Annotated in this window: 15 protein-coding genes; 6 read left to right on the forward strand and 9 right to left on the reverse strand. The window is 69.8% G+C overall.

Features of this window, described 5'->3' with window-relative positions; genetic code table 11:
• Positions 1-70: 70 nt before the first annotated feature.
• Entirely contained in the window at positions 71-1,360 is a 1,290-nt protein-coding gene (gltA, locus tag AC3WSN_RS09710; RefSeq protein ID WP_192708322.1) for a citrate synthase, read from the forward strand.
• A gap of 80 nt (positions 1,361-1,440) precedes the next feature.
• On the forward strand, positions 1,441-2,304 hold the full coding sequence (locus tag AC3WSN_RS09715; protein WP_492537596.1) for a DNA-3-methyladenine glycosylase family protein: 864 nt from the start codon (positions 1,441-1,443) through the stop codon (positions 2,302-2,304).
• Positions 2,305-2,891: 587 nt separating this feature from the next.
• Here the strand turns inward: AC3WSN_RS09715 and parC are convergent.
• A complete protein-coding gene (gene parC, locus AC3WSN_RS09720) occupies positions 2,892-5,138 on the reverse strand; it encodes a DNA topoisomerase IV subunit A (protein WP_192708321.1) in 2,247 nt (748 codons plus the stop codon).
• A 250-nt stretch (positions 5,139-5,388) separates the two neighbouring features.
• Positions 5,389-6,108, reverse strand: coding sequence for a DNA repair protein RecO (recO, locus tag AC3WSN_RS09725; RefSeq protein WP_492537599.1), 720 nt, complete (start codon positions 6,106-6,108; stop codon positions 5,389-5,391).
• A 141-nt stretch (positions 6,109-6,249) separates the two neighbouring features.
• Between recO and AC3WSN_RS09730 the strand changes: the two genes are divergently transcribed.
• Both AC3WSN_RS09730 and AC3WSN_RS09735 read left to right on the forward strand, forming a co-directional pair.
• Complete coding sequence (locus tag AC3WSN_RS09730) at positions 6,250-6,648, forward strand: hypothetical protein (protein WP_492537600.1); 399 nt, start codon at positions 6,250-6,252, stop codon at positions 6,646-6,648.
• A gap of 19 nt (positions 6,649-6,667) precedes the next feature.
• Positions 6,668-7,363, forward strand: coding sequence for a gamma-glutamylcyclotransferase (locus AC3WSN_RS09735; RefSeq protein WP_192708318.1), 696 nt, complete (start codon positions 6,668-6,670; stop codon positions 7,361-7,363).
• Between the two features lie 52 nt (positions 7,364-7,415).
• Here AC3WSN_RS09735 and AC3WSN_RS09740 read toward each other — a convergent pair whose 3' ends face one another.
• Entirely contained in the window at positions 7,416-7,559 is a 144-nt protein-coding gene (locus AC3WSN_RS09740; protein WP_192708317.1) for a hypothetical protein, read from the reverse strand.
• A gap of 175 nt (positions 7,560-7,734) precedes the next feature.
• Between AC3WSN_RS09740 and AC3WSN_RS09745 the strand changes: the two genes are divergently transcribed.
• Positions 7,735-8,355 (forward strand): hypothetical protein, encoded by a 621-nt coding sequence (locus AC3WSN_RS09745; protein WP_492537603.1) that lies wholly within the window; start codon positions 7,735-7,737, stop codon positions 8,353-8,355.
• Positions 8,356-8,361: 6 nt separating this feature from the next.
• Here the strand turns inward: AC3WSN_RS09745 and AC3WSN_RS09750 are convergent, their stop codons facing one another.
• Complete coding sequence (locus AC3WSN_RS09750) at positions 8,362-9,663, reverse strand: Nramp family divalent metal transporter (RefSeq protein WP_492537605.1); 1,302 nt, start codon at positions 9,661-9,663, stop codon at positions 8,362-8,364.
• A 243-nt stretch (positions 9,664-9,906) separates the two neighbouring features.
• The gene (gene dnaE / locus AC3WSN_RS09755) at positions 9,907-13,425 is read right to left on the reverse strand and encodes a DNA polymerase III subunit alpha (RefSeq protein ID WP_492537607.1); all 3,519 of its coding nucleotides are present in this window, start codon (positions 13,423-13,425) and stop codon (positions 9,907-9,909) included.
• Positions 13,426-13,962: 537 nt separating this feature from the next.
• On the opposite strand from dnaE, the gene AC3WSN_RS09760 reads away from it, so the two are divergent.
• Positions 13,963-15,231 (forward strand): glycosyltransferase, encoded by a 1,269-nt coding sequence (locus tag AC3WSN_RS09760; RefSeq protein ID WP_492537609.1) that lies wholly within the window; start codon positions 13,963-13,965, stop codon positions 15,229-15,231.
• Positions 15,232-15,392: 161 nt separating this feature from the next.
• Here AC3WSN_RS09760 and AC3WSN_RS09765 read toward each other — a convergent pair whose 3' ends face one another.
• The 4 genes from AC3WSN_RS09765 to proS all read right to left on the reverse strand — a co-directional run bounded on the left by AC3WSN_RS09765 (position 15,393) and on the right by proS (position 19,275).
• On the reverse strand, positions 15,393-15,653 hold the full coding sequence (locus AC3WSN_RS09765) for a hypothetical protein (RefSeq protein ID WP_492537611.1): 261 nt from the start codon (positions 15,651-15,653) through the stop codon (positions 15,393-15,395).
• Between the two features lie 260 nt (positions 15,654-15,913).
• Positions 15,914-16,627, reverse strand: coding sequence for an ABC transporter ATP-binding protein (locus AC3WSN_RS09770; RefSeq protein ID WP_192708311.1), 714 nt, complete (start codon positions 16,625-16,627; stop codon positions 15,914-15,916).
• A gap of 14 nt (positions 16,628-16,641) precedes the next feature.
• A complete protein-coding gene (locus tag AC3WSN_RS09775; protein ID WP_492537613.1) occupies positions 16,642-17,940 on the reverse strand; it encodes a lipoprotein-releasing ABC transporter permease subunit in 1,299 nt (432 codons plus the stop codon).
• A 9-nt stretch (positions 17,941-17,949) separates the two neighbouring features.
• The gene (gene proS, locus AC3WSN_RS09780) at positions 17,950-19,275 is read right to left on the reverse strand and encodes a proline--tRNA ligase (protein WP_492537615.1); all 1,326 of its coding nucleotides are present in this window, start codon (positions 19,273-19,275) and stop codon (positions 17,950-17,952) included.
• Between the last annotated feature and the right edge of the window lie 366 nt (positions 19,276-19,641).

Consider the following 19,641-nt stretch of genomic DNA (forward strand, 5'->3'; position numbering starts at 1 on the left):
GCCCCCCGGACCGACTCAGGGGAGCCCGAGGCCGGCATCCGCCACGTCGCCAGAGAAGGGTCCACGATCCATGAGCGCACCCAGCACCATCACCGTGGACGGCAAGTCGATCGAACTGCCGGTGAAAACCGGCACGATCGGGCCGGACGTGATCGATATCGGCAAGCTCTACGCCCAGACCGGCGCCTTCACCTTCGACCCGGGCTTCACCTCGACCGCTTCGTGCGAATCGAAGATCACCTACATCGACGGTGACGAGGGCGTGCTGCTCTACCGCGGCTACCCGATCGAGCAGCTCGCCGAGAAGGGCGACTTCCTCGAGACCTGCTACCTGATGCTGTTCGGCGCCCTGCCGACCGCCGCCCAGCGGGCCGACTTCGAGTACCGGGTCACGCGCCACACCATGGTGCACGACCAGATGAACCGGTTCTTCACCGGCTTCCGCCGCGACGCGCACCCGATGGCCGTCATGGTCGCCTCGGTGGGCGCCCTCTCGGCCTTCTACCACGACTCGACCGACATCACGGACGAGAGCCAGCGGCTGATCGCGTCGATCCGCATGATCGCCAAGATGCCGACGCTCGCCGCGATGGCCTACAAGTACTCGATCGGCCAGCCGTTCGTGTATCCGAAGAACGACCTCGACTACACGTCGAACTTCCTGCGCATGTGCTACGCGGTGCCGTGCGAGGAGTACGAGGTGAACCCGGTTTTCGCCCGGGCGCTCGACAAGATCTTCATCCTGCACGCCGACCACGAGCAGAACGCGTCGACCTCGACGGTGCGGCTCGCAGGCTCATCCGGCGCCAACCCGTTCGCCTGCATCGCGGCCGGCATCGCCTGCCTGTGGGGCCCGGCCCATGGCGGCGCCAACGAGGCGGCGCTCAAGATGCTGATGGAGATCGGCACCCCGGAGAACGTCGGGAAGTACGTCGCCAAGGCCAAGGACAAGAACGACCCGTTCCGCCTGATGGGCTTCGGCCACCGGGTCTACAAGAACTACGACCCGCGCGCCCGGATCATGCAGAGCACCACCCACCAAGTGCTGAAGGAGCTCGGCAAGACCGACGATCCGCTGCTCCACGTCGCCATGGAGCTGGAGCAGATCGCCCTCAAGGACGAGTACTTCATCGAGAAGAAGCTCTACCCGAACATCGATTTCTACTCGGGCATCACCCTCAAGGCGATGGGTTTCCCGACCGACATGTTCACCGTGCTGTTCGCGGTGGCCCGCACGGTCGGCTGGATCGCCCAGTGGGCCGAGATGATCGAGGACCCGTCACAGAAGATCGGCCGCCCGCGCCAGCTCTACGTGGGGCCGGCGCAGCGCGACTACGTGGCGGTGGACCAGCGCGGCTGAGGCGGGACCTGTCGCGGGACGCGACCAGCGGGGCGGCCGAGAGGCCGCCCTTCGTATTTGCGGAGGCGCACGCGCTCCGCTTGTCCTATCGACCGCCCTACGATTGGGCGGCAATCCGCGCGTTCCTAGCCAAGCGGGCGATCCCGGGCGTCGAGACGACGGATCCCGCGGCCTACGCGCGCACGATCAGCGTCGCGGGGCGGCACGGGCTCCTGACGGTGGCGCCCGGCGCGGATTGCCTGCACGTCGCGCTGCGCGGCGTCGAGGCCGCGCACGCCGAAGCTGTCGGCGGGCGCCTGCGCCGCCTGTTCGACTGCGACGCCGATCCCGGCGCCATCGCGACCTGCCTCGCCGGGGATCCGGTCCTGGCCCCGCTCGTGGCGGCGCGACCGGGCCTGCGGCTTCCGGGGGCGTGGGACCCGTTCGAGACCGGCTGCCGGGCGATCCTCGGCCAGCAGGTCTCGGTGGCCGCCGCGATCGGGCTCGCCGGCAAGCTGGTGGCGGCGTTCGGCACACCCCTCGCGGAGCCGATGGGCGGCCTGACCCACGTCTTTCCCGCGCCGGCGGACTTGGTCGAGGCGGATGTCGCCCTGGCGCTCAACATGCCGCGCGCCCGCGGTGCGGCGATCCGGGCGCTGGCGGCGGCCGCGCTCGCCGACCCGGACCTGTTCGCCCCGGCCGAATCGCTGGAGGAAGCGGTGCTGCGCTTCACGGCGATCCGCGGGATCGGGCCCTGGACGGCGCAGTACATCGCCATGCGGGCGCTCAAGCTGCCCGATGCCCTGCCGGTGGGTGATGTCGGGCTTCTGCGTGCGCTGGAAAGCGGCACCGGGCGTCCGACCGCGGCTGCGCTCCTGGCTCGGGCCCAGGCGTGGCGGCCATTCCGGGCCTACGCGGCACAGCACCTCTGGGCGGCGGATGAGGCGGTCGTGAAGGGGCGGTGAGGCGGGCGGCAGGCTTCCTTTCCCGCATGGCGAGGCCGGATTAATTTGACCGCCAGCCGGGGGGCTTGGTTGATGTCGGACGTGGACGAGGACGCGCGCGACAAGCTTGTCGCGAATGAGCGCATCAAATTCTCCGCCACTTATGCCAACGGCCTTGCCGTGGCGATCTTTGCCCTGGGCGGCTTCGCGCCGTGCATATCGACCGCCCTATCGGACCGTCCGCACTTCGCGCCCGTACTCGTTACGATGGTACTTTGCTGGATTATGCGTGGCGCCATACATTGGGGTGTGAGGCACGCGCTTCGGGATCTTCTCCCATGACGACAGCCCAGTTCCTCCTCCTGCTCGCTGTCCCGTTTGGCAGCGGTGTGTTGGCCTTTGGTGCGCTCTGGCTCGATCAGCGTTCGCACTGAGACAGGGTTTGTCTCACCCGCGCCCTCATCCTGAGGTGCCGGAGCAGTAGCAGAGGCCGCGAAGGAGGCCTCCAGCCGGCCGCGCGATCCCTGGAGTCCTCCTTCGAGGCCCGCTGACGCGGGCACCTCAGGATGAGGCGGTGGGTTGGAAGCCCGTCACTTCCTAACCCCGCGTCACCGCCCGAACCGCTCGAACTTCGGGAAGCTGCGCGCCATCATCAGCCCGACCTCGGCCCGGTGGCCGAGCCACTTCTCCAGCACCGACACGTTGGCGAGCCGGCCCTCCGGAGAGCCGTCCTGCCAGGGCAAGCCGTCCGTCAGCTTGAAGACGTGCGCGTCCAGGAGCCCGCCGCTGCGGCAGCGCTGGAGCCGGACGCCCTTGCCGCGGGCGAGTTCGGCCACCTCGGAGATCGGGAAGATCAAGAGCAGCTTCTCGGTGTTGACCACCGCCACGTGGTCGCCGTCCGCCGGCACCAGCACGGCCGCTTTGGCGTCGCCGTCGAGGCCGAGCACGCTCTTGCCCTTGCGGGTGTTGGCTACGAGCGCGTCGGCGGGCGCCACGAAGCCGCGTCCGTCAGAGCCCGCGATCAGCAGCTTGGTCTCCGGCCGGTAGGGCAGCGCCGCCACGATCTCGGTGCCGTCGTCGAGGTCGGCCATCAGCCGCACCGGGTCGCCGAAGCCGCGGCCGCCCGGCAGCTTCGAGGCCTCCAGCGTGAACACCTTGCCGTTGGTGGCGAGCAGCAGGATCTTCTGCGTTGTCTCGGTCGGGAAGGCGATCTTCAGGGTGTCGTCGCCCTTGAACGCCACCCCGGACAGGTCCGCCACGTGGCCCTTGAGCGCCCGGATCCAGCCCTTGGTGGAGACGATCACGGTGATCGGCTCGCGCTCCACCAGTGCCGCCGTGAAGTCGATGCCGCCGACATCCGGCGGGCTCGCCAGCGTCGTGCGGCGCTTACCCAGCTTGGTCTCGGGCCCGAAGGTCTTCTTCACGGCGCGGATCTGCGCCTGAATCGCTTTCCACTGCGCCGGCTCGGAGGCGAGCAGCGCGTCGATCTCGGCCTTCTCGGCGGTGAGCGCCTCGAACTCGCGCTTCAGCTCCATCTCCTCCAGCTTGCGCAACGATCGCAGGCGGGTGTCGAGGATGGCGTTGGCCTGAAGCTCGGTCAGCTCGAACCGGGCCATGAGGGCGGCCTTCGGCTCGTCCTCCTCGCGGATGATGCGGATCACCTCGTCGAGGTCGAGATAGACGATGAGCAGGCCGCCGAGGATCTCCAGGCGCCGGTCGATCTGGCCCAGGCGGTAGCGCGAGCGGCGCTGCAGCACCACGCGGCGGTGGTCGACCCATTCCCGCAGGCACTCGGCGAGCCCGATCACCTTCGGCACGAGGCCGCCGACGAGGACGTTGAGGTTAAGGGGGATCCGCGCCTCCAGCTCAGTGAGCCGGAACAGCGATTCCATCAGGATGACCGGGTCGACCGTCCGCGAGCGTGGCTCGAGCACCACGCGCACGTCCTCGGCCGATTCGTCTCGCACATCGGCCAAGAGCGGCAGCTTCTTTTCCTGAAGGAGCTCGGCCATCTTCTCGATCAGCCGGCCCTTCGGGATGCCGTACGGGATCTCGGTGACGACGATGTTCCACGTGCCGCGGCCGAGATCTTCCTTGGCCCAGCGGGCGCGAACCCGGAAGGCGCCGCGGCCGGTCCGGTAGGCCTCGGCGATCGACTCGGCCGAATCGACCAGGATGCCGCCGGTGGGGAAGTCGGGCCCCTGTACGAACTTGGCGAGCTGACCCGACGTCGCCTCGGGGTGGTTGATCAGGTAGAGCGCCGCGTCGCACAGCTCGGCGGCGTTGTGCGGCGGGATCGAGGTCGCCATGCCGACCGCGATGCCCTGGCTGCCATTGGCCAGGAGGTTCGGGAAGGCCGCCGGCAGGACGATCGGCTCCTCCTTCTCGCCGTTGTAGGACGGCCGGAAGTCGACCGTGTCCTCGTCGATCCCGTCGAGGAGCAGGCGCGCGACCTCGGTGAGCCGCGCCTCGGTGTAGCGGTAGGCGGCGGGCCCATCGCCGTCGATGTTGCCGAAATTGCCCTGGCCGTCGACCAGCGGGTAGCGCTGGGCGAAATCCTGGGAGAGCCGCACCAGCGCGTCGTAGATCGCCTGGTCGCCGTGGGGGTGGAAGTCGCCCATCACGTCGCCGACGATCTTGGCGCATTTCTTGTGCGCCGTGTTCGGGTCGAGCCGGAGCAGCCGCATGCCGTACAGGATGCGCCGGTGCACGGGCTTCAGCCCGTCGCGGGCATCCGGCAGGGCGCGGTGCATGATCGTGGAGAGCGCGTAGGCGAGGTAGCGCTCCTCCAGCGCGGATTTCAGCTCGACGCTCTCGATTCCGTCGCCGGACGGCGGCTCGAAGGGCTGGCCCATGACGGCTCCTGTCTCAGGGCGGGGCCGCCGAACGGCCGCGCCACCTCATGCAGCAATCCGTCATTCCGGGGCGCGGGAGGCGAGTCCGGAATCCAGACCCGCCTGCCCTGCGGGAGGAGACGGACGATCCTGCCGGGCCGCGTGCGCTTCTGGATTCCGGGCTTCGCTTCGCGGCCCCGGAATGACGGGTTTGTGTGTCTCGGGTCGAGCGGCGCTCAAGCCCGGACGTTTTTAGAACATAACGTGAACATTACCCGGCCTCGCGGCCGAGCGCAACGAATCGCGCCCGCTCCTCGGGCGGCCCGAGGCCGCGGGGCCCCCAGACGTGCCGGTCGAGGAAGTACCCCGTCAAGGTAAACCCTTGTGCAACGCCGTCCGGACCCGGGGACCCGCCCGCGTGCAGGAAAGTCGGGAGCGCCAGTAGGCGGTCCCGGTAGGGCTCGCCCGCCGAGGCGCTGACCGCCCGGCCGCTCTTCGGCGAGACATAGGCCAGGGCGTCGTTGCCGCCGGTGGCCGCGCAGGCGGTCAGGTCGAGGCCGAAGCCGAGTTCTGACAGGATTGCCAGCTCGAAGCGCACCATCAGGGGCGGGGCGATCGCCGGGTCGTCGAGATGCTCCACGAGGATCCCGGCCGCTTCGTAGAGCGCCGGATGCGGGTCGCGCTCGGGGAGGAGCCGCAACAGGGCCGCCATGTGGTTCATGCCGTAGAGGGCGAGGCTCGACCCGATCAGCCGGGAGAGCTGCGACTCGAGGGGTTCCACCGCGTAGGAGCCGAGGCCGTCGTCGAGGCGTGCCCGCCACGTCAGCCGCACCCGGTTGCCGGGCTGCAGCACCGGCTGCATCCGGCGCGAGCGCCCGCCATGCACGAGGCCGAGATGGCGCCCATGGGCTTCGGTCATCGCCTCCAGGATGACGCCGGTCTCCCCGTGCCGGCGCAGGCCGAGCACCAGGGCGTCGTCGGTCCATTGCATCGAGCGTCGCGTCGCGGCGTGAGAGGGGCGCGGCGCGCCGGACGCGCACCGCTTGGTCTCTTCCATATAGGAAGCCGCGGCGTCCGGCGCTGCCCGCCCGCCGTCCAGCTTCGGGCAGCCTTCGCCCGCTAGCGATGAGCGATGCCCCGCCTCGCCCTCGCCAGTGTCCTTGTCCTCGTCGCCCTCGGTGCGCAGGCCGCCCCGCGGGCACCGAAGCCCGCGCCGGAGGCAGCGCCGTCCCCGGCCCTCCTCCAGCGGATCGCCGCCCTGGCGCTGAAGCAGGTCGCGTTCGGTTCGGTCTCGCTGCTGCCGGTGCGGTTCGAGGGCAGCCGGATCGCCGGGCCGATCGAGGATGGCGGCCGCGTGATCTACTGCGTGTCGGGCCGGATGTACGGCCGGACCTTCGGCAAGCCCGAGCGCCCGAAGGTGGCGTTGCGCTACGCGAGCGACCGGCTCACGGTGCTCGATGATGACGAGGTCTGCACGGGTCACCGCACCCGCCCCTTCCCGGAGCTCGACGCGCTGGGCAACAAGCCCTGAGGCCGCCGCGTTGAGGGCCATGCCCTCCGCGCCCACCCGCACCCTCGACCTCAGCCTGGACCTGATCGCCCGCGCCCATTCCGTCCCGATCCCCGACGACCCGAGCGCCCTCGAAGTTCTCTCGGATGCGGAGCTGCGCCCGGGGCTCGATGCGATCGTCGCCGGGCGTGAGGGCAGCGACCTGTGGGTCTTCGCCTACGGCTCGCTGATGTGGAACCCGGAATTTCCGGTGGCCGAGCGCCGGATCGGGACGGTGCGCGGCTTCCATCGCCGGTTCTGCCTGCTCCAGCGGCGGTTCCGCGGCACGCCGGAGCGGCCGGGCTTCGTCCTGGCCCTGGACCGCGGCGGCCTGTGCCGAGGCGTGGCCTTCCGCCTGCCCGGCATGGAGATCCGCGAGGCCCTGATGCCGGTCTGGCGCCGCGAGATGCGCGGCCGCGGCTACGTCGCCCGCTGGCTGCCGGTCGCCACCGAGGCCGGGACCGTCTCGGCCCTGACCTTCCTGGCCAACCGCACCAGCGACCGCTACGCCGGCCGCCTGTCGGACGCCGAGATCGCCGAGAAGATCGCCGCCGCCTGCGGGCATAAGGGGCCGAGCGCCGAGTACCTGTTCCGGACCGTCGAGGCCTGCGAGCGCCTCGGCATCCGCGACCGGCATCTCTGGAGCCTTCAGGCCCTGGTGGCCGCGCGGCTCAGGGCCTGCGCGCCGGCGGCGTGAGCCCAGCTCCCGTCGGTGGCGTCGATGCAGCCGTCATCGCGCGCGCAGCGGCTCAGGCCCAGGCCCGTTTCATCGCGATCACGACACGGCTACCGCCATGCTCGGCATCCGGATTGCGCGGCTCCCGGATGCCGGGGGCGCGGCCGGTGGTGACGTAGACCAGAAGGGTGAGGGCGAGCAGGATCTTCGTGCGCATGGCGACGCTCAAGCTTGAGCGACGGTGCATAGAATCGATCGGTTTTTACGGAGTTGCTGCAACGCACGCGGGCGCGTTCGCGATGCAGTTCTCGCATTTGTGGTGAACGGAGGGTTGCGGCAGGGCCGCGATCGTCTATGCCGCCGGCCCGGGATGTCCACAGGCGGAGGATGGGATGCGGCTCCGGATCGGCGTGGCCCTGGCGGTGGTGGTGATTGCCGTCGCAGCCCTCCTGGCGGGACCGCTGAGCCGCGGCGACAGGCTGTCGGACATCGTCACCGGGCGGACGCCGCTGCTGGCCGGCGCCACCCGGGCGTCCGGGGGCAGTGCGGACCTGTCCGGCACGGCAGCCCTCGGCACGGACCAGCGTCCGGTGACCCTGCACGTCGCCTGCGATCCGGGCGGCGCCGGCCTGTCGGCGGCGCTGATCGTGCCCCGCTTCGCCGAGCTGGCGCCGCGCTTCGACTTCGCGGGGCTCGAAGGCGGCAGCACGGCGCCGCTCACCGGGATCCTGGTCTCCAGCGCCGGCAGCGTCCGCTCGGTGCGGATGCCGGTTCAGGGCGCGGCGGCCGGGGCGGATGCAGGCTTCACCCTGACGGTGGCGGGAGCCCACCGCGGCGAGGATCCGCTGCGCGGCGTCGCCCTGGCTCTCACCCAGCCCGGGACCAAGCTCACCTGGACGCAAGCGAGCCCGCGGAGCGAGGATCCGGCCCTGACGGCGACGGTCACGGTGGCGGAAGCCGATGCCGCGACGCTGAAGGGCGCGCTGGCCGGCTGCCTCGCGGCGCCGTTCTGAGGCGCCTCACAGGACCCACGTCACGACGAGGCAGGCCGTGGCCAGGAACGTCGCCGCGGTGGTGATCCAGCCGAGCCCGTTCGTCAGGCGGCCGTTGACGCGACCGCCCATCACGGCCCGGTCGTTGGTCATCAGCATCATCAGGAGCAGGAGCGGCGGCACCGAGAAGCCCTGGACGATGCCGGACCAGACCAGCGCCCGCATCGGGTTGAAGCCGAGGAAGTTCAACCCGACCGCCACCACGGTCACGGCCGCGATGGTGCCGTAGAACAGCTTGGCCTCGCTCGGGCGGGCATGGAGGCTCCCCTCCCGGCCGATCCCCTGCACGAGATCGTAGGCCGCGCCGGTGGTCATCACCGGCACCGCCAGGAAGCCGACCCCGACGACGCCCAGCGCGAAGAGATACTTGGCGCCTGCCCCCGCCAGCGGCTCCAGCGCGGCCGCCGCCTGGGCGGCGCTCTCGATCTCGGTCTGTCCGGCCTGATGCAGCGTCGCGCCCGTGGACAGGATGATGAAGTAGAGGATCACGTTCGAGAACAGCATCCCGATCACCACGTCCCGGCGGGTCTTGCGCAGTTCGGCGTCGGTCGCCCCCTTGCGCTGCCGCAGCGTGTGGCGCCCGAGGGCGATCTCCTCCTCGACCTCCTGGTTCGACTGCCACGTGTAGATGTAGGCCGAGAGCGAGGTGCCGATGCAGGCGACGATCATCGACAGGAAGTCGGCATCGAACCGGATCTGCGGCACGAGGGTGCCGCGCAGGATCTCGGCGGGATCGGGCTTGGCCAGGATCGCGGCCGCCACGTAGGCGAACAGGGCAAGCGCCAGCCAGCGGAAGATGTCGCGCAGGAGCGTGTAGGAGCCGAAGATCTGGAGGCCGAGGATCGCCGCGGCGGCGGCAACCACGATGACGGGGATCGGCACCGGCACCAGCAGGTTGAGGGCCGCGCCGATCCCGCCGAGATTGGCCGCCGCCTCGATGACGTTGCCTGTGAAGGCGCCGAGCACGAGCGGATAGAGGATCCAGCGCGGGTACCGGTCGCGCACGATGGCGAACAGGCCCTTGCCGTAGACCTGCCCGAGCTTGGCCGAGACGTAGACGACCACGACCATCATCGGCAGGACGACGGGCGCGATCCAGAGGAACGCAAGACCGTATCGGGCGCCGGCGCTCGCGTAGGTGCCGATGGCGGAGGGATCGTCGTCGGCCGCGCCGGTGATCACGCCGGTGCCGAGGGCGTGGAGGAAGCTGCCGCTCTCGCGCGGCCTGGTCGGATCGTCGGTGTCGGGCTTCGGGCGGGGCTGGTCCATGGATCCTCGTCGCAGGGTGCGCCGAGGTCCAACCGGCCGGGTTTCGGGAGTGTTCTCAGTCAGGCACCCGCGCCGTCATTCCGGGGCTCGCCTCGGGCGAGAGCCTGGAAGCCAGAGCCTCCGGCGCTGATCGGTGGGGGCAGTCCTCCCGACGAAACCAGGCAAACACCGGCGGTTCTGGATTCCGGGCCCTGCTCCGCAGTCCCGGAATGACGGGCCGGTTTTCCCGCACGCCGGGGGAGGCTAGCTCACCTCGACCTGCACCACCCCCGGCACGGTCCGGAGCTGGCCGGCGAGCGTCGGCGTCGCCTGGAACTTGCCCGGCAGCCGGATTTCCACCTCGCGCCCGCCGCCGTCGAGCTTGAGGATCAGCGAGACCTCGCTCTCGCCGCGCATCGACAGCCGCTGCTGCACGGGCGCGACACCGCGCGGGTCGCTGAGATGAATTCGGATCCCCTTCTGGTGGCGGGCCACCGCTTGGTCGAGGGGTTCCGCGGTGAGGATGCGGGCGCGCACGTCCTCGCCCTCCAGGTTGGCCTGGAGCTGGAGCACCAGCGGCCGGCCCGGCTCAAGGATGTCGCGGTACTGGCCGAGCCCCTCGGAGAAGATGATCGCCTCGAAATGCGCCGTCCGGTCCGAGAGGGTGACGATGCCCATCTTGTTGCCGGTCTTGGTCCGCCGCTCCGCCCGGTCGAGCACCGAGGCCGCGACTCGGCCGACGCTCGAGGTCCCGGCCCGCACCGCGCGGCAGAAATCGGCCCAGCTCTGGACCCGCAGCTTGTCGAGCAGGTCGCCATACTCGTCGAGAGGGTGGCCCGAAATGAAGAACCCGATCGCCGCGTATTCGCGCTTGAGCGTGTCGGCCATGGGCCAGATCTCGTGCGGCGGGATCCGCAGGGACACGTCGTCCGCCACCACGCCGCCGAACATGTCGGTGACGCCGGCGGTCTCGGCCTCCACCGCGCTGGCGGCGAGCTTCATCATCGGCTCCACCGCCGCGAAGGCGCGCGCCCGGTCCGGCTCGATGCAGTCCAGCGCCCCGGCTTGGACGAGGCTCTCCAGGGTGCGCTTGTTGATCATCCGCGGGTTCAGCCGGCGCGCGAGGCAGGCGAGGTCCTTGAACGGCCGGTCGCCGCGGGCCTCCACCAGCGCCCGCACCGCCTCGCGGCCGACGCCCTTGATAGCGGCCAGAGCGTAGAAGATCTTGCCGTCGCGCACCTCGAACACTTCGCCGGAGGTGTTGATCGACGGCGGCTCGACCACGATCTTCAGGCGCTGCGCGTCCTGGCGGAATTCGGCGAGCTTGTCGGTGTTGTCGATGTCGAGGGTCATGGCGGCCGCCAGGAACTCGACCGGGTAGTTCGCCTTCAGGTAGGCGGTCTGGTAGGTGAGCAGCGCGTAGGCCGCCGCGTGGCTCTTGTTGAAGCCGTAATCGGCGAACTTGGCGAGGAGGTCGAAGATTTCGTTGGCCTTGGCCTTGGTCAGGCCGCGCTCGGTGCAACCTTTGAGGAACCGGTCGCGCTGCGCGTCCATCTCGGCGCGGATCTTCTTGCCCATGGCGCGCCGGAGCATGTCGGCTTCGCCGAGCGAGTAGCCGGCGAGGACCTTGGCGATCTCCATCACCTGTTCCTGGTAGACGATGATGCCGAAGGTCTCCTTCAGCATCGGCTCCAGCTTCGGGTCCGGGTACCAGGACGCCTCGTTGCCGGCGTCGCGGCCGAGCTTGCGCTCACAATAGACCGGGATGTTGGCCATTGGGCCCGGCCGGTAGAGCGCCACCAGGGCGATGATGTCCTCCAGCCGGTCGGCCTGCATCTCGCAGAGCGCTTTGCGCATGCCGGCCGATTCCACCTGGAACACGCCGACCGTCTCGCCGCGGCCCATGGGCCCGTAGGTGTTCGGGTCGTCGAGCGGCAGCGAGGCGAGGTCGATGTGGATGTCGCGCTGCTTCAGGAGGTCCGTGCAGCACCGCAGCATCGTCAGGGTCTTGAGGCCCAGGAAGTCGAACTTCACCAGCCCCGCCTGCTCGACCCACTTCATGTTGAACTGGGTGACCCGCATCCCGGTCTTCGGGTCTCGGTAAAGCGGGACCAGCTCCTCCAAGGGCCGATCGCCGATCACCACACCGGCGGCGTGGGTCGAGGCGTGGCGGTGCAGGCCCTCCAGCTTCTTGGAGATGTCGATGAGCCGGCCGACGATCGGCTCCTCCTCCATGGCCTGCTGGAGCTTGGGCTCGCCCTCGATCGCCTGGGCAAGGGTCACGGGGTTGGCCGGGTTCTGCGGCACGAGCTTGGTCAGCTTGTCGACCTGCCCGTAGGGCATCTCGAGGACGCGGCCGACGTCGCGCAGCACGCCGCGGGCGAGCAGCGTGCCGAAGGTGATGATCTGCCCGACCTGCCCCTCGCCGTAGCGCTGCTGCACGTACTTGATCACCCGCTCGCGGCCCTCGACGCAGAAGTCGATGTCGAAATCCGGCATCGAGACGCGCTCGGGGTTGAGGAATCGCTCGAACAGCAGGCCGAACCGGAGCGGGTCGAGGTCGGTGATCAGCAGCGACCACGCCACCAGCGAGCCGGCGCCGGAGCCGCGGCCCGGACCGACGGGGATGTCGTGGTCCTTGGCCCACTTGATGAAGTCCGAGACGATCAGGAAGTAGCCCGGGAACTTCATCTTGACGATGACGTCCAGTTCGAAGGCGAGGCGCTTGCGGTAATCCTCTTCGGAGAAGCCCGGCGCGGTGCCGTGCTGCTTCAGGCGCAGCTCCAGCCCGGCCTCGGCCTGCCGGCGCAGCTCGGTCGGCTCGTCAGCCGAGACCGCCTGCACGCCGGTATCCGCGGCGTCCGCCAGGGCCTCCGCCATGGGCGGTGTCTCGCCTGCCGCGACCTGCGAAAAGTTCGGCAGGATCGGCTTGCGGGTCCGCGCCCGCACGGCGCAGCGCATGGCAATCTCGACGGTGGCCTGGAGCGCGTCCGGCAGGTCGCGGAACAGCTCGGCCATCTCGGCGCGGGTCTTGAAGGCGTGGGTCGGCGTCAGCCGGCGGCGGCGCTCGTCCGAGACGACGCGGCCCTCCGCGATGGCGAGCAGGGCATCGTGGGCGTCGTAATCGTCGGGCTTGGCGAAGTAGGGCTCGTTGGTCGCGGCGATCCCGAGACCGTGCCGGCCGGCGAGGTCGAGGAGCGCGGTCTCGATCCGCCCTTCCTCGGGCAGGCCGTGGCGCTGCAGCTCGACGTAGAGCCGGTCCTCGCCGAAGGCCTCCTTGAGCCGCTTCAGCCGGGCGAGCGCCAGCTCGGGACGGCCGGCCCGGAACGCCGTGTCGAGGGGTCCCGACAGCCCGCCGGTGAGCGCGATCAGCCCATCGGAGGATCCGACGAGGGCCGCCGCGTCGAGGCGGGGGGGCTCGCCGAGCGCCGTGTCGAAATAGGCGCGGCTCGCCAGCCGCAGCAGGTTGGCGTAGCCGGTCTCGTTCTGGGCGAGGAGCACGATTCCGTGACTTGTCGGCGCCTGCCGCTGGTGCGGATCCGCGGCCTCGAACGCCACCGAGAGCTGAACGCCGGCGATCGGCTGGATGCCTTCCCCGGCCGCCTTCTCGGAAAATTCCAGCGCCCCGAACAGGTTGTTGGTGTCGGTGAGCGCCAGGGCCGGCTGCCGGTCGGCGGCCGCGGCCTTGATCAGGGAGCCGACCTTCAGCGCCCCTTCGAGGAGGGAATAGGACGAGTGGACATGGAGGTGGACGAATCCGACCTCCTTGAGCTGGCGTGGCATGGCCGACCTTGTTCCGGGATCGTCCAGCATCCCCGCTTGCCGGCCTCAAGTCGACGTGCGCCGGGCCCTTCGGGGACGATATCCACCGGTCGTGCCCCGGGAGCACCACTCCGCGGCGCCCTTGTGGACAATCGGCGTCCGGAGGCCGATCGCCTGTGCATAAGCCGGTTCAGGCGGGAACCGAGCGGCCTCCGGCAAAAACCGGCTAACGAACCGGTGCCAAGGCTATGGCCCACGCACCCACCGCCGCGAACAGCATTCCGAACGCCATGAGCTCGGCCATTCCGGTCAGGACCAATCGCTTCAGCATCGCCGTGCCTCCTGGTTTCGCCCCTCAGTATGTTCATGTTTTGTTCTAATGGAAGCGTCTGTTGTCCCAGGACGGCCGTGACGTCCGGTCATGGTAAAAAGTGTCTTGATGCGGAGCGGGCAGGCTGGCATGGCCGGCGCCCAGACGAACTCGATTTCTGACCGGGGGGTTCGAAGGAGCAAGCCATTCCCGCGCACCGGACGGTCGAACAGGTCGACGTCGCCCTTGTGGCCGTCGGCACACACGGCGACGTGCTGCCGTTCATCGCGCTCGGCCACGAACTCCTCAAGCGCGGCCACGGGGTGTCGCTCGCTGCACCGGCGCCGTTCGAGGCCATGGCGCGCCGCGCCGGCCTCGCCTTTCAGCCTCTCGGGACGGTGGCCGATTACGAGGCCGTGATCCGCCAGCCGGACCTGTGGCACCCGCAGCAGGGCTTCCGGCCGATGTTCGACTATGCCCTGCAGGTGGCCGAGCCCGCCTGCCTGTGGCTCGGGGCGACCCGGGCCCGCGGCGTCGACCTCGTGGTGGTCGCCTCGCCCCTGGCCTGGGGTGCGCGGCTCGCCCAGGATCTCTACGATCTCCCGACCGCCACGCTGCACGTGATGCCGTTCCTGATCGAGAGCCGGTTCGATCCGCCGCGGCTCCCGGGCCTGCAGATGCCGCGCTTCCTGCCGGCCACGCTGCGCGCCTACGTGAATCTCGGCGTCGACAAGGTCGCGGTCGGCCCGTTCACGCTGCCGCCGCTCAACGCCCTGCGCGCGCGCCTCGGCCTCGATCCGGTCTACCGGCTGCGGCACTGGTGGAACAGCCCGACGCGCATGCTGCTCATGTTCCCGGATTGGTACGCGGCGCCGCAGGTGGATTGGCCGGCGCAGGCGGTCCAGCTCGGCTTCCCGCTGGTCGACCGGTTCGGCGACGTCGCCGCCCTGCCGCCGGAGCTGGAGGCCTTCCTGGACACGGGCGACGCGCCGCTCGTGTTCACCTACGGTTCGGCCATGCGCCAGGGCGCGGCCTTCTTCGACACCGCGGTGGAATTGTGCCGGCGGATGGGCCGTCGCGGCGTTCTGCTCGCCCCTCAGGACGGGCAGATTCCCCGGCCGCTTCCGCCCGGGATCATCCATCTGCGCTACGCCCCTCTGAGCCGGCTGCTGCCGCGCAGCGACGCCCTGGTCCATCACGGCGGCGTCGGGACGGTGGCGCAGGCGCTGGCCGCGGGCATCCCGCAGCTCGTGGTGCCGGTGGCGTTCGACCATTTCGACGAGGGGCGGCGCCTGAAGGATCGCAATCTCGGCACCACCCTGAGCCGCCGCGGTTTCCGGCCCGCCCGCGCCGCCCGTGTCCTGGGGCGGCTGCTCGCAGATCCGGCGGTGGCGCAGGCCTGCGCGACGGCCCGGGCGCGCATGATGGAGAGTCGCGACGCGATCGCGCAGGCCTGTGATTACGTGGAGGCCCTCGCTGCGCCGGACGCCCGGGCCGGATCCACGACGGCGCGCTGAGGGGCGGAACGCCGAAGCGCCGCCCACGCGGGGCGGCGCCGGTCTGTCAGTGGCTCAGCAGGACGTTGGCCGAGCCGACGAGCGTCACGACAAGGCCGCTCACGAATGCGCCGATCATCGCGTAGGACAGGGCCTTGAGCTTCATCCGCTTCCCCGCCGGATCAGCAGCGGTACCCGCCGGCGGTCTGGCCGTACTGCTTGATGGGTCGGGTCTGCTGATTGGCGTTGCCCTCGGCCGCCGAGCTCATCGGGCAGCCCTCGTAGAAGGGGGCGTCCTGGACCCCGAGGCCGAGCGCGCCGGTGGTCTCGGGCGTATACGGGGCGAAGCCGGCCCACCGGCCCTCGTTGGCCGCCAGGGCGGACGAGAGCGGGGCGGCGCCAAGCATCAGAGCAGTCACGGCAATAACAATACGGTTCTTCACGGCGTCGCTCCAGAGATAACGCAGTACAGGCCGGTTGGTCGGCTCTGTTTTGTCTTGCGTGATTGCAATATAGGGAGCTGACGTCTTTTGTGGCGTGCCTCCCCGCACGCGGCGGGCTGGATTAAAATGCGCGTGGTCTTCGGCGTGTTTCGGAGACGGTGACGGTGTCATACGGCGCGGTCGGACGCGCGCAGGCCCGTCAGGCAGCACCCACACCCTGGCCAGGTGGCTCGGACCGTCTCGTACGCCTTTGGCGGCCGTCAATCGAGCTGCGTGATCAGCCCGTCGCGGATGGTCACCCGCCGGTCCATGCGGGCGGCGAGGTCCAGATTGTGGGTCGCCACCAGCGCGGCGAGACCCGAGGCGCGGACCAGGGCGAGCAGCACCGAGAAGACATGGCCGGCCGTGCCGGGGTCGAGGTTGCCGGTGGGCTCGTCGGCCAGGAGCAGCCGCGGGCCGTTGGCGACCGCCCGGGCGATGGCGACGCGCTGCTGCTCGCCGCCCGAGAGCTCGGCCGGACGGTGCGGCAGGCGCTCCTTGAGGCCGAGGAAGCTGAGCAGCTCGGTGGCGCGGGCCTTCGCTTCCGCGCTCTTCAGCCCGCGGATGAGCTGCGGCATCACCACATTCTCGAGCGCCGAGAATTCCGGCAGCAGATGGTGGAATTGGTAGACGAAGCCCATCTCCTCGCGCCGGAGGCGGGTGCGCTCGGCATCGGGCATCGCGGCGGTCGGCTGGCCGCCGATATAGACCTCGCCGCCGTCCGGCCGCTCCAAGAGGCCGGCGAGGTGCAGCAGGGTCGACTTGCCCGCGCCCGACGGCGCCACCAGCGCCACCAGCTCCCCCGGCCAGATCGCGAGGTCGGCCCCGCGCAGGATCTCCAGGGCGCCCTCGGCCTGAGGATAGCGCCGCTCGACGCGGGAGAAGAACAGGGCCGGGACCGGCTGGTCGCCGGCCGTCTGGCTGGAATCGCTCATCGGTGGGCGGCCCGTCAGCCGTAGCGGAGGGCCTGCACCGGATCGAGCCGGGCGGCGCGCCAGGAGGGATACAGCGTCGCGGCGAGCGACAGCAGCAGGGAGGTGACCACCACGGCGGTGATCTCCTTCGGGTTCATCTGGGCCGGGATCTCGGCGAGGAACCGGACGGTGGGGTCCCAGGCACCCGGAAACAGCACGTGCTGGATCGGCTTGATGTTCAGGGTGATCAGGATGCCGAGCCCGAGCCCGCTGAGGGTCCCGACGACGCCGATCAGCGCGCCGTTGATCAGGAACACCCGCATGATCGTGCCGGGCGTCGCCCCCATGGTGCGCAGGATCGCAATGTCGCTCGACTTGTCGCGCACCAGCAGGATCAGGCCGGAGACGATGTTGAGCGTCGCCACCACGACGATCAGGCTGAGGATCAGGAACATCACGTTCCGCTCGACCTCCAGCGCCCCGAAGAAGGTCCGGTTGCGCTGGCGCCAGTCGGTCAGCAGGATCGGGCGCTCGGCCGCCATCTCCAGGGGCTCGCGCATGTCGCCGACATGGTCGGGATCGTCGACGTAGATCTCGATCATGCTGACGTCGCCGTCTTTGTTGAAGAAGGCCTGCGCCTCGGCGAGCGGCATGAACACGAAGGTCTGGTCGAACTCGGTCATCCCGACTTCGAAGACCGCCTTGACCGTGTAGCTCTTGGTGCGCGGCGCCGTCCCGAACGGCGTCGACGAGCCCTTGGGCGTGACCAGCGTGATGGTGTCGCCGGCCTGGAGGCCCAGCGTGTCGGCGAGCCGTCGGCCGATCAGCACGCCGGTGCCGTCGTCGAAGCCCTCCAGGGTGCCGCCGCGGATCGAGGACGACACGGCTGCCAGGGCGTCGAGATCGGCGGCGCGCACGCCGCGGATGATGACGCCGGAGCCGCCGTATTGCGACGAGGCGAAGGCTTGCCCCTCCACCAGCGGCACCGCGGCGCGCACCCCCGCCACCTTCGACAGACGCTCCGAGAGATCGGTCCAGTCGTTGAGCGGCCGGTCGATCGGCGTCGCGAACAGGTGGCCGTTGATGCCGACGATCTTCGACAGCAGCTCTGCCCGGAATCCGTTCATCACCGAGAGCACGATGATCAGCGTGGCGACGCCGAGCGCGATGCCGAGCACCGAGAAGAACGCCACCACCGAGACGCCGCCGCCTCGGCGGCGCGCGCGCAGGTAGCGGCCGGCGAGGATCCACTCGAACGGTGCGAAGGGTGCGGTGCCCTGGCGGAGCGAGGCCGCGAAGATCCTGGCCCGGTCCAGCGCCGCTGATGCCGCCATCGGCACGGCTCAGACGCGCCGGATGCGCGCCAGCAGGTCGACGGTCGCGAGGCTCTCGCGCTCGCCCCCGGCGCGCCGCTTCAGCTCGACCTTGCCCTCCGCCAGGCCCTTCGGCCCGACGATCACCTGCCAGGGCAGGCCGATCAGGTCGGCGGTGGCGAACTTGGCGCCGGGACGCTCGTCCCGGTCATCGTAGAGCACCGACAGGCCGGCGGTCTCGAGATCCGACTGGATCTGCGCGCAGGCGGCGTCGGTGGCGGCATCGCCGACCTTGAGGTTGATCAGCGCGACGTCGAAGGGCGCGACCGAAGCCGGCCAGATGATGCCGGCCTCGTCGTGGCTCGCCTCGATGATCGCCGCCACCAGCCGGCTCGGGCCGATGCCGTAGGAGCCCATATGGACCGGCCGCTCGATCCCGTCCGGCCCGGCGACCTTGGCGCCCATCGGCTCGGAATACTTCGTGCCGAAATAGAAGATGTGCCCGACCTCGATGCCGCGGGCCGCGAGGCGGCTGTCCTCGGCCACTTCGGCGAAGGCCTCCGGCTCGTGCATCTCCTCGGTGGCGGCGTAGTGCGAGGTCCAGGCATCGACGATGCCCTGGAGGCTGGCGACGTCGTCGAAATCGACGGTCTCCGGCGGGATGTCGAAATCGAGATAGGCCTTGTCGCAGAAGACCTCGCTCTCGCCGGTCTTGGCCAGGATGATGAACTCGTGGGACAGGTCGCCGCCGATCGGGCCGGTATCGGCGCGCATCGGGATCGCCTTCAGGCCGAGGCCCGCGAAGGTGCGCAGGTAGGCCACGAACATCCGATTGTAGGCGTGGCGCGCGCCGGCCTGATCGAAATCGAACGAGTACGCGTCCTTCATCAGGAACTCGCGCGAGCGCATCGTGCCGAAGCGCGGCCGCACCTCGTCGCGGAACTTCCACGAGATCTGGTAGAGGTTCTTCGGGAGATCCTTGTACGACCGGACGCTCGCGCGAAAGATCTCGGTGACCATCTCCTCGGCGGTGGGGCCGTAGAGCATCTCGCGGTCGTGCCGATCCTTCAGGCGCAGCATCTCCTTGCCGTAGGCATCGTAGCGGCCGGATTCGCGCCACAGCTCAGCGGATTGCACCGTTGGCATCAGGATCTCGATGGCGCCGGATCGGTCCTGCTCCCGGCGGATCACCGCGCAGACGCGCTCCAGGACCCGCAGGCCAAGCGGCAGCCACGCGTAAATGCCGGCCGATTCCTGACGGACCAAGCCGGCACGCAGCATCAACCGGTGCGAGACGATCTCGGCTTCCTTGGGCGTCTCGCGCAAGGTCGGCATGAAGTAGCGGGAGAGACGCATGTCGTCGAAATCTTGGAAGTGGGGCCGGCCGGGGGGAGCCGCGGCACGCCGGCACACAACACGCCGGAGCCGCAAATTACAAGCACTGCGCGACCACGGCGCGGCGTAATCGCGGCGAAGCCGAGGCGATGGACCTGACCGGACGGTGGGTTGCCCACGCGAAAAGCGCTTTGCCTATTTGCCGGCAAGAAAGCGCAGATTTTTCTCGCAGACCCGGTGACAACACGAATTGTTGTTCCTATAAGCATCCCGCGATGTTTGCGACGCCCGGAAGAGGTGGCGCAAGGTCCGAGTCTCGGGAGGAAAAGCGACCGCCCCGCAGCCAATGCGTGGGATCTATAAAGGTCGAGCCATTGAAGCTTGAAA

It is taken from the genome of Methylobacterium sp. FW102-HT35C08 (assembly GCF_058790235.1).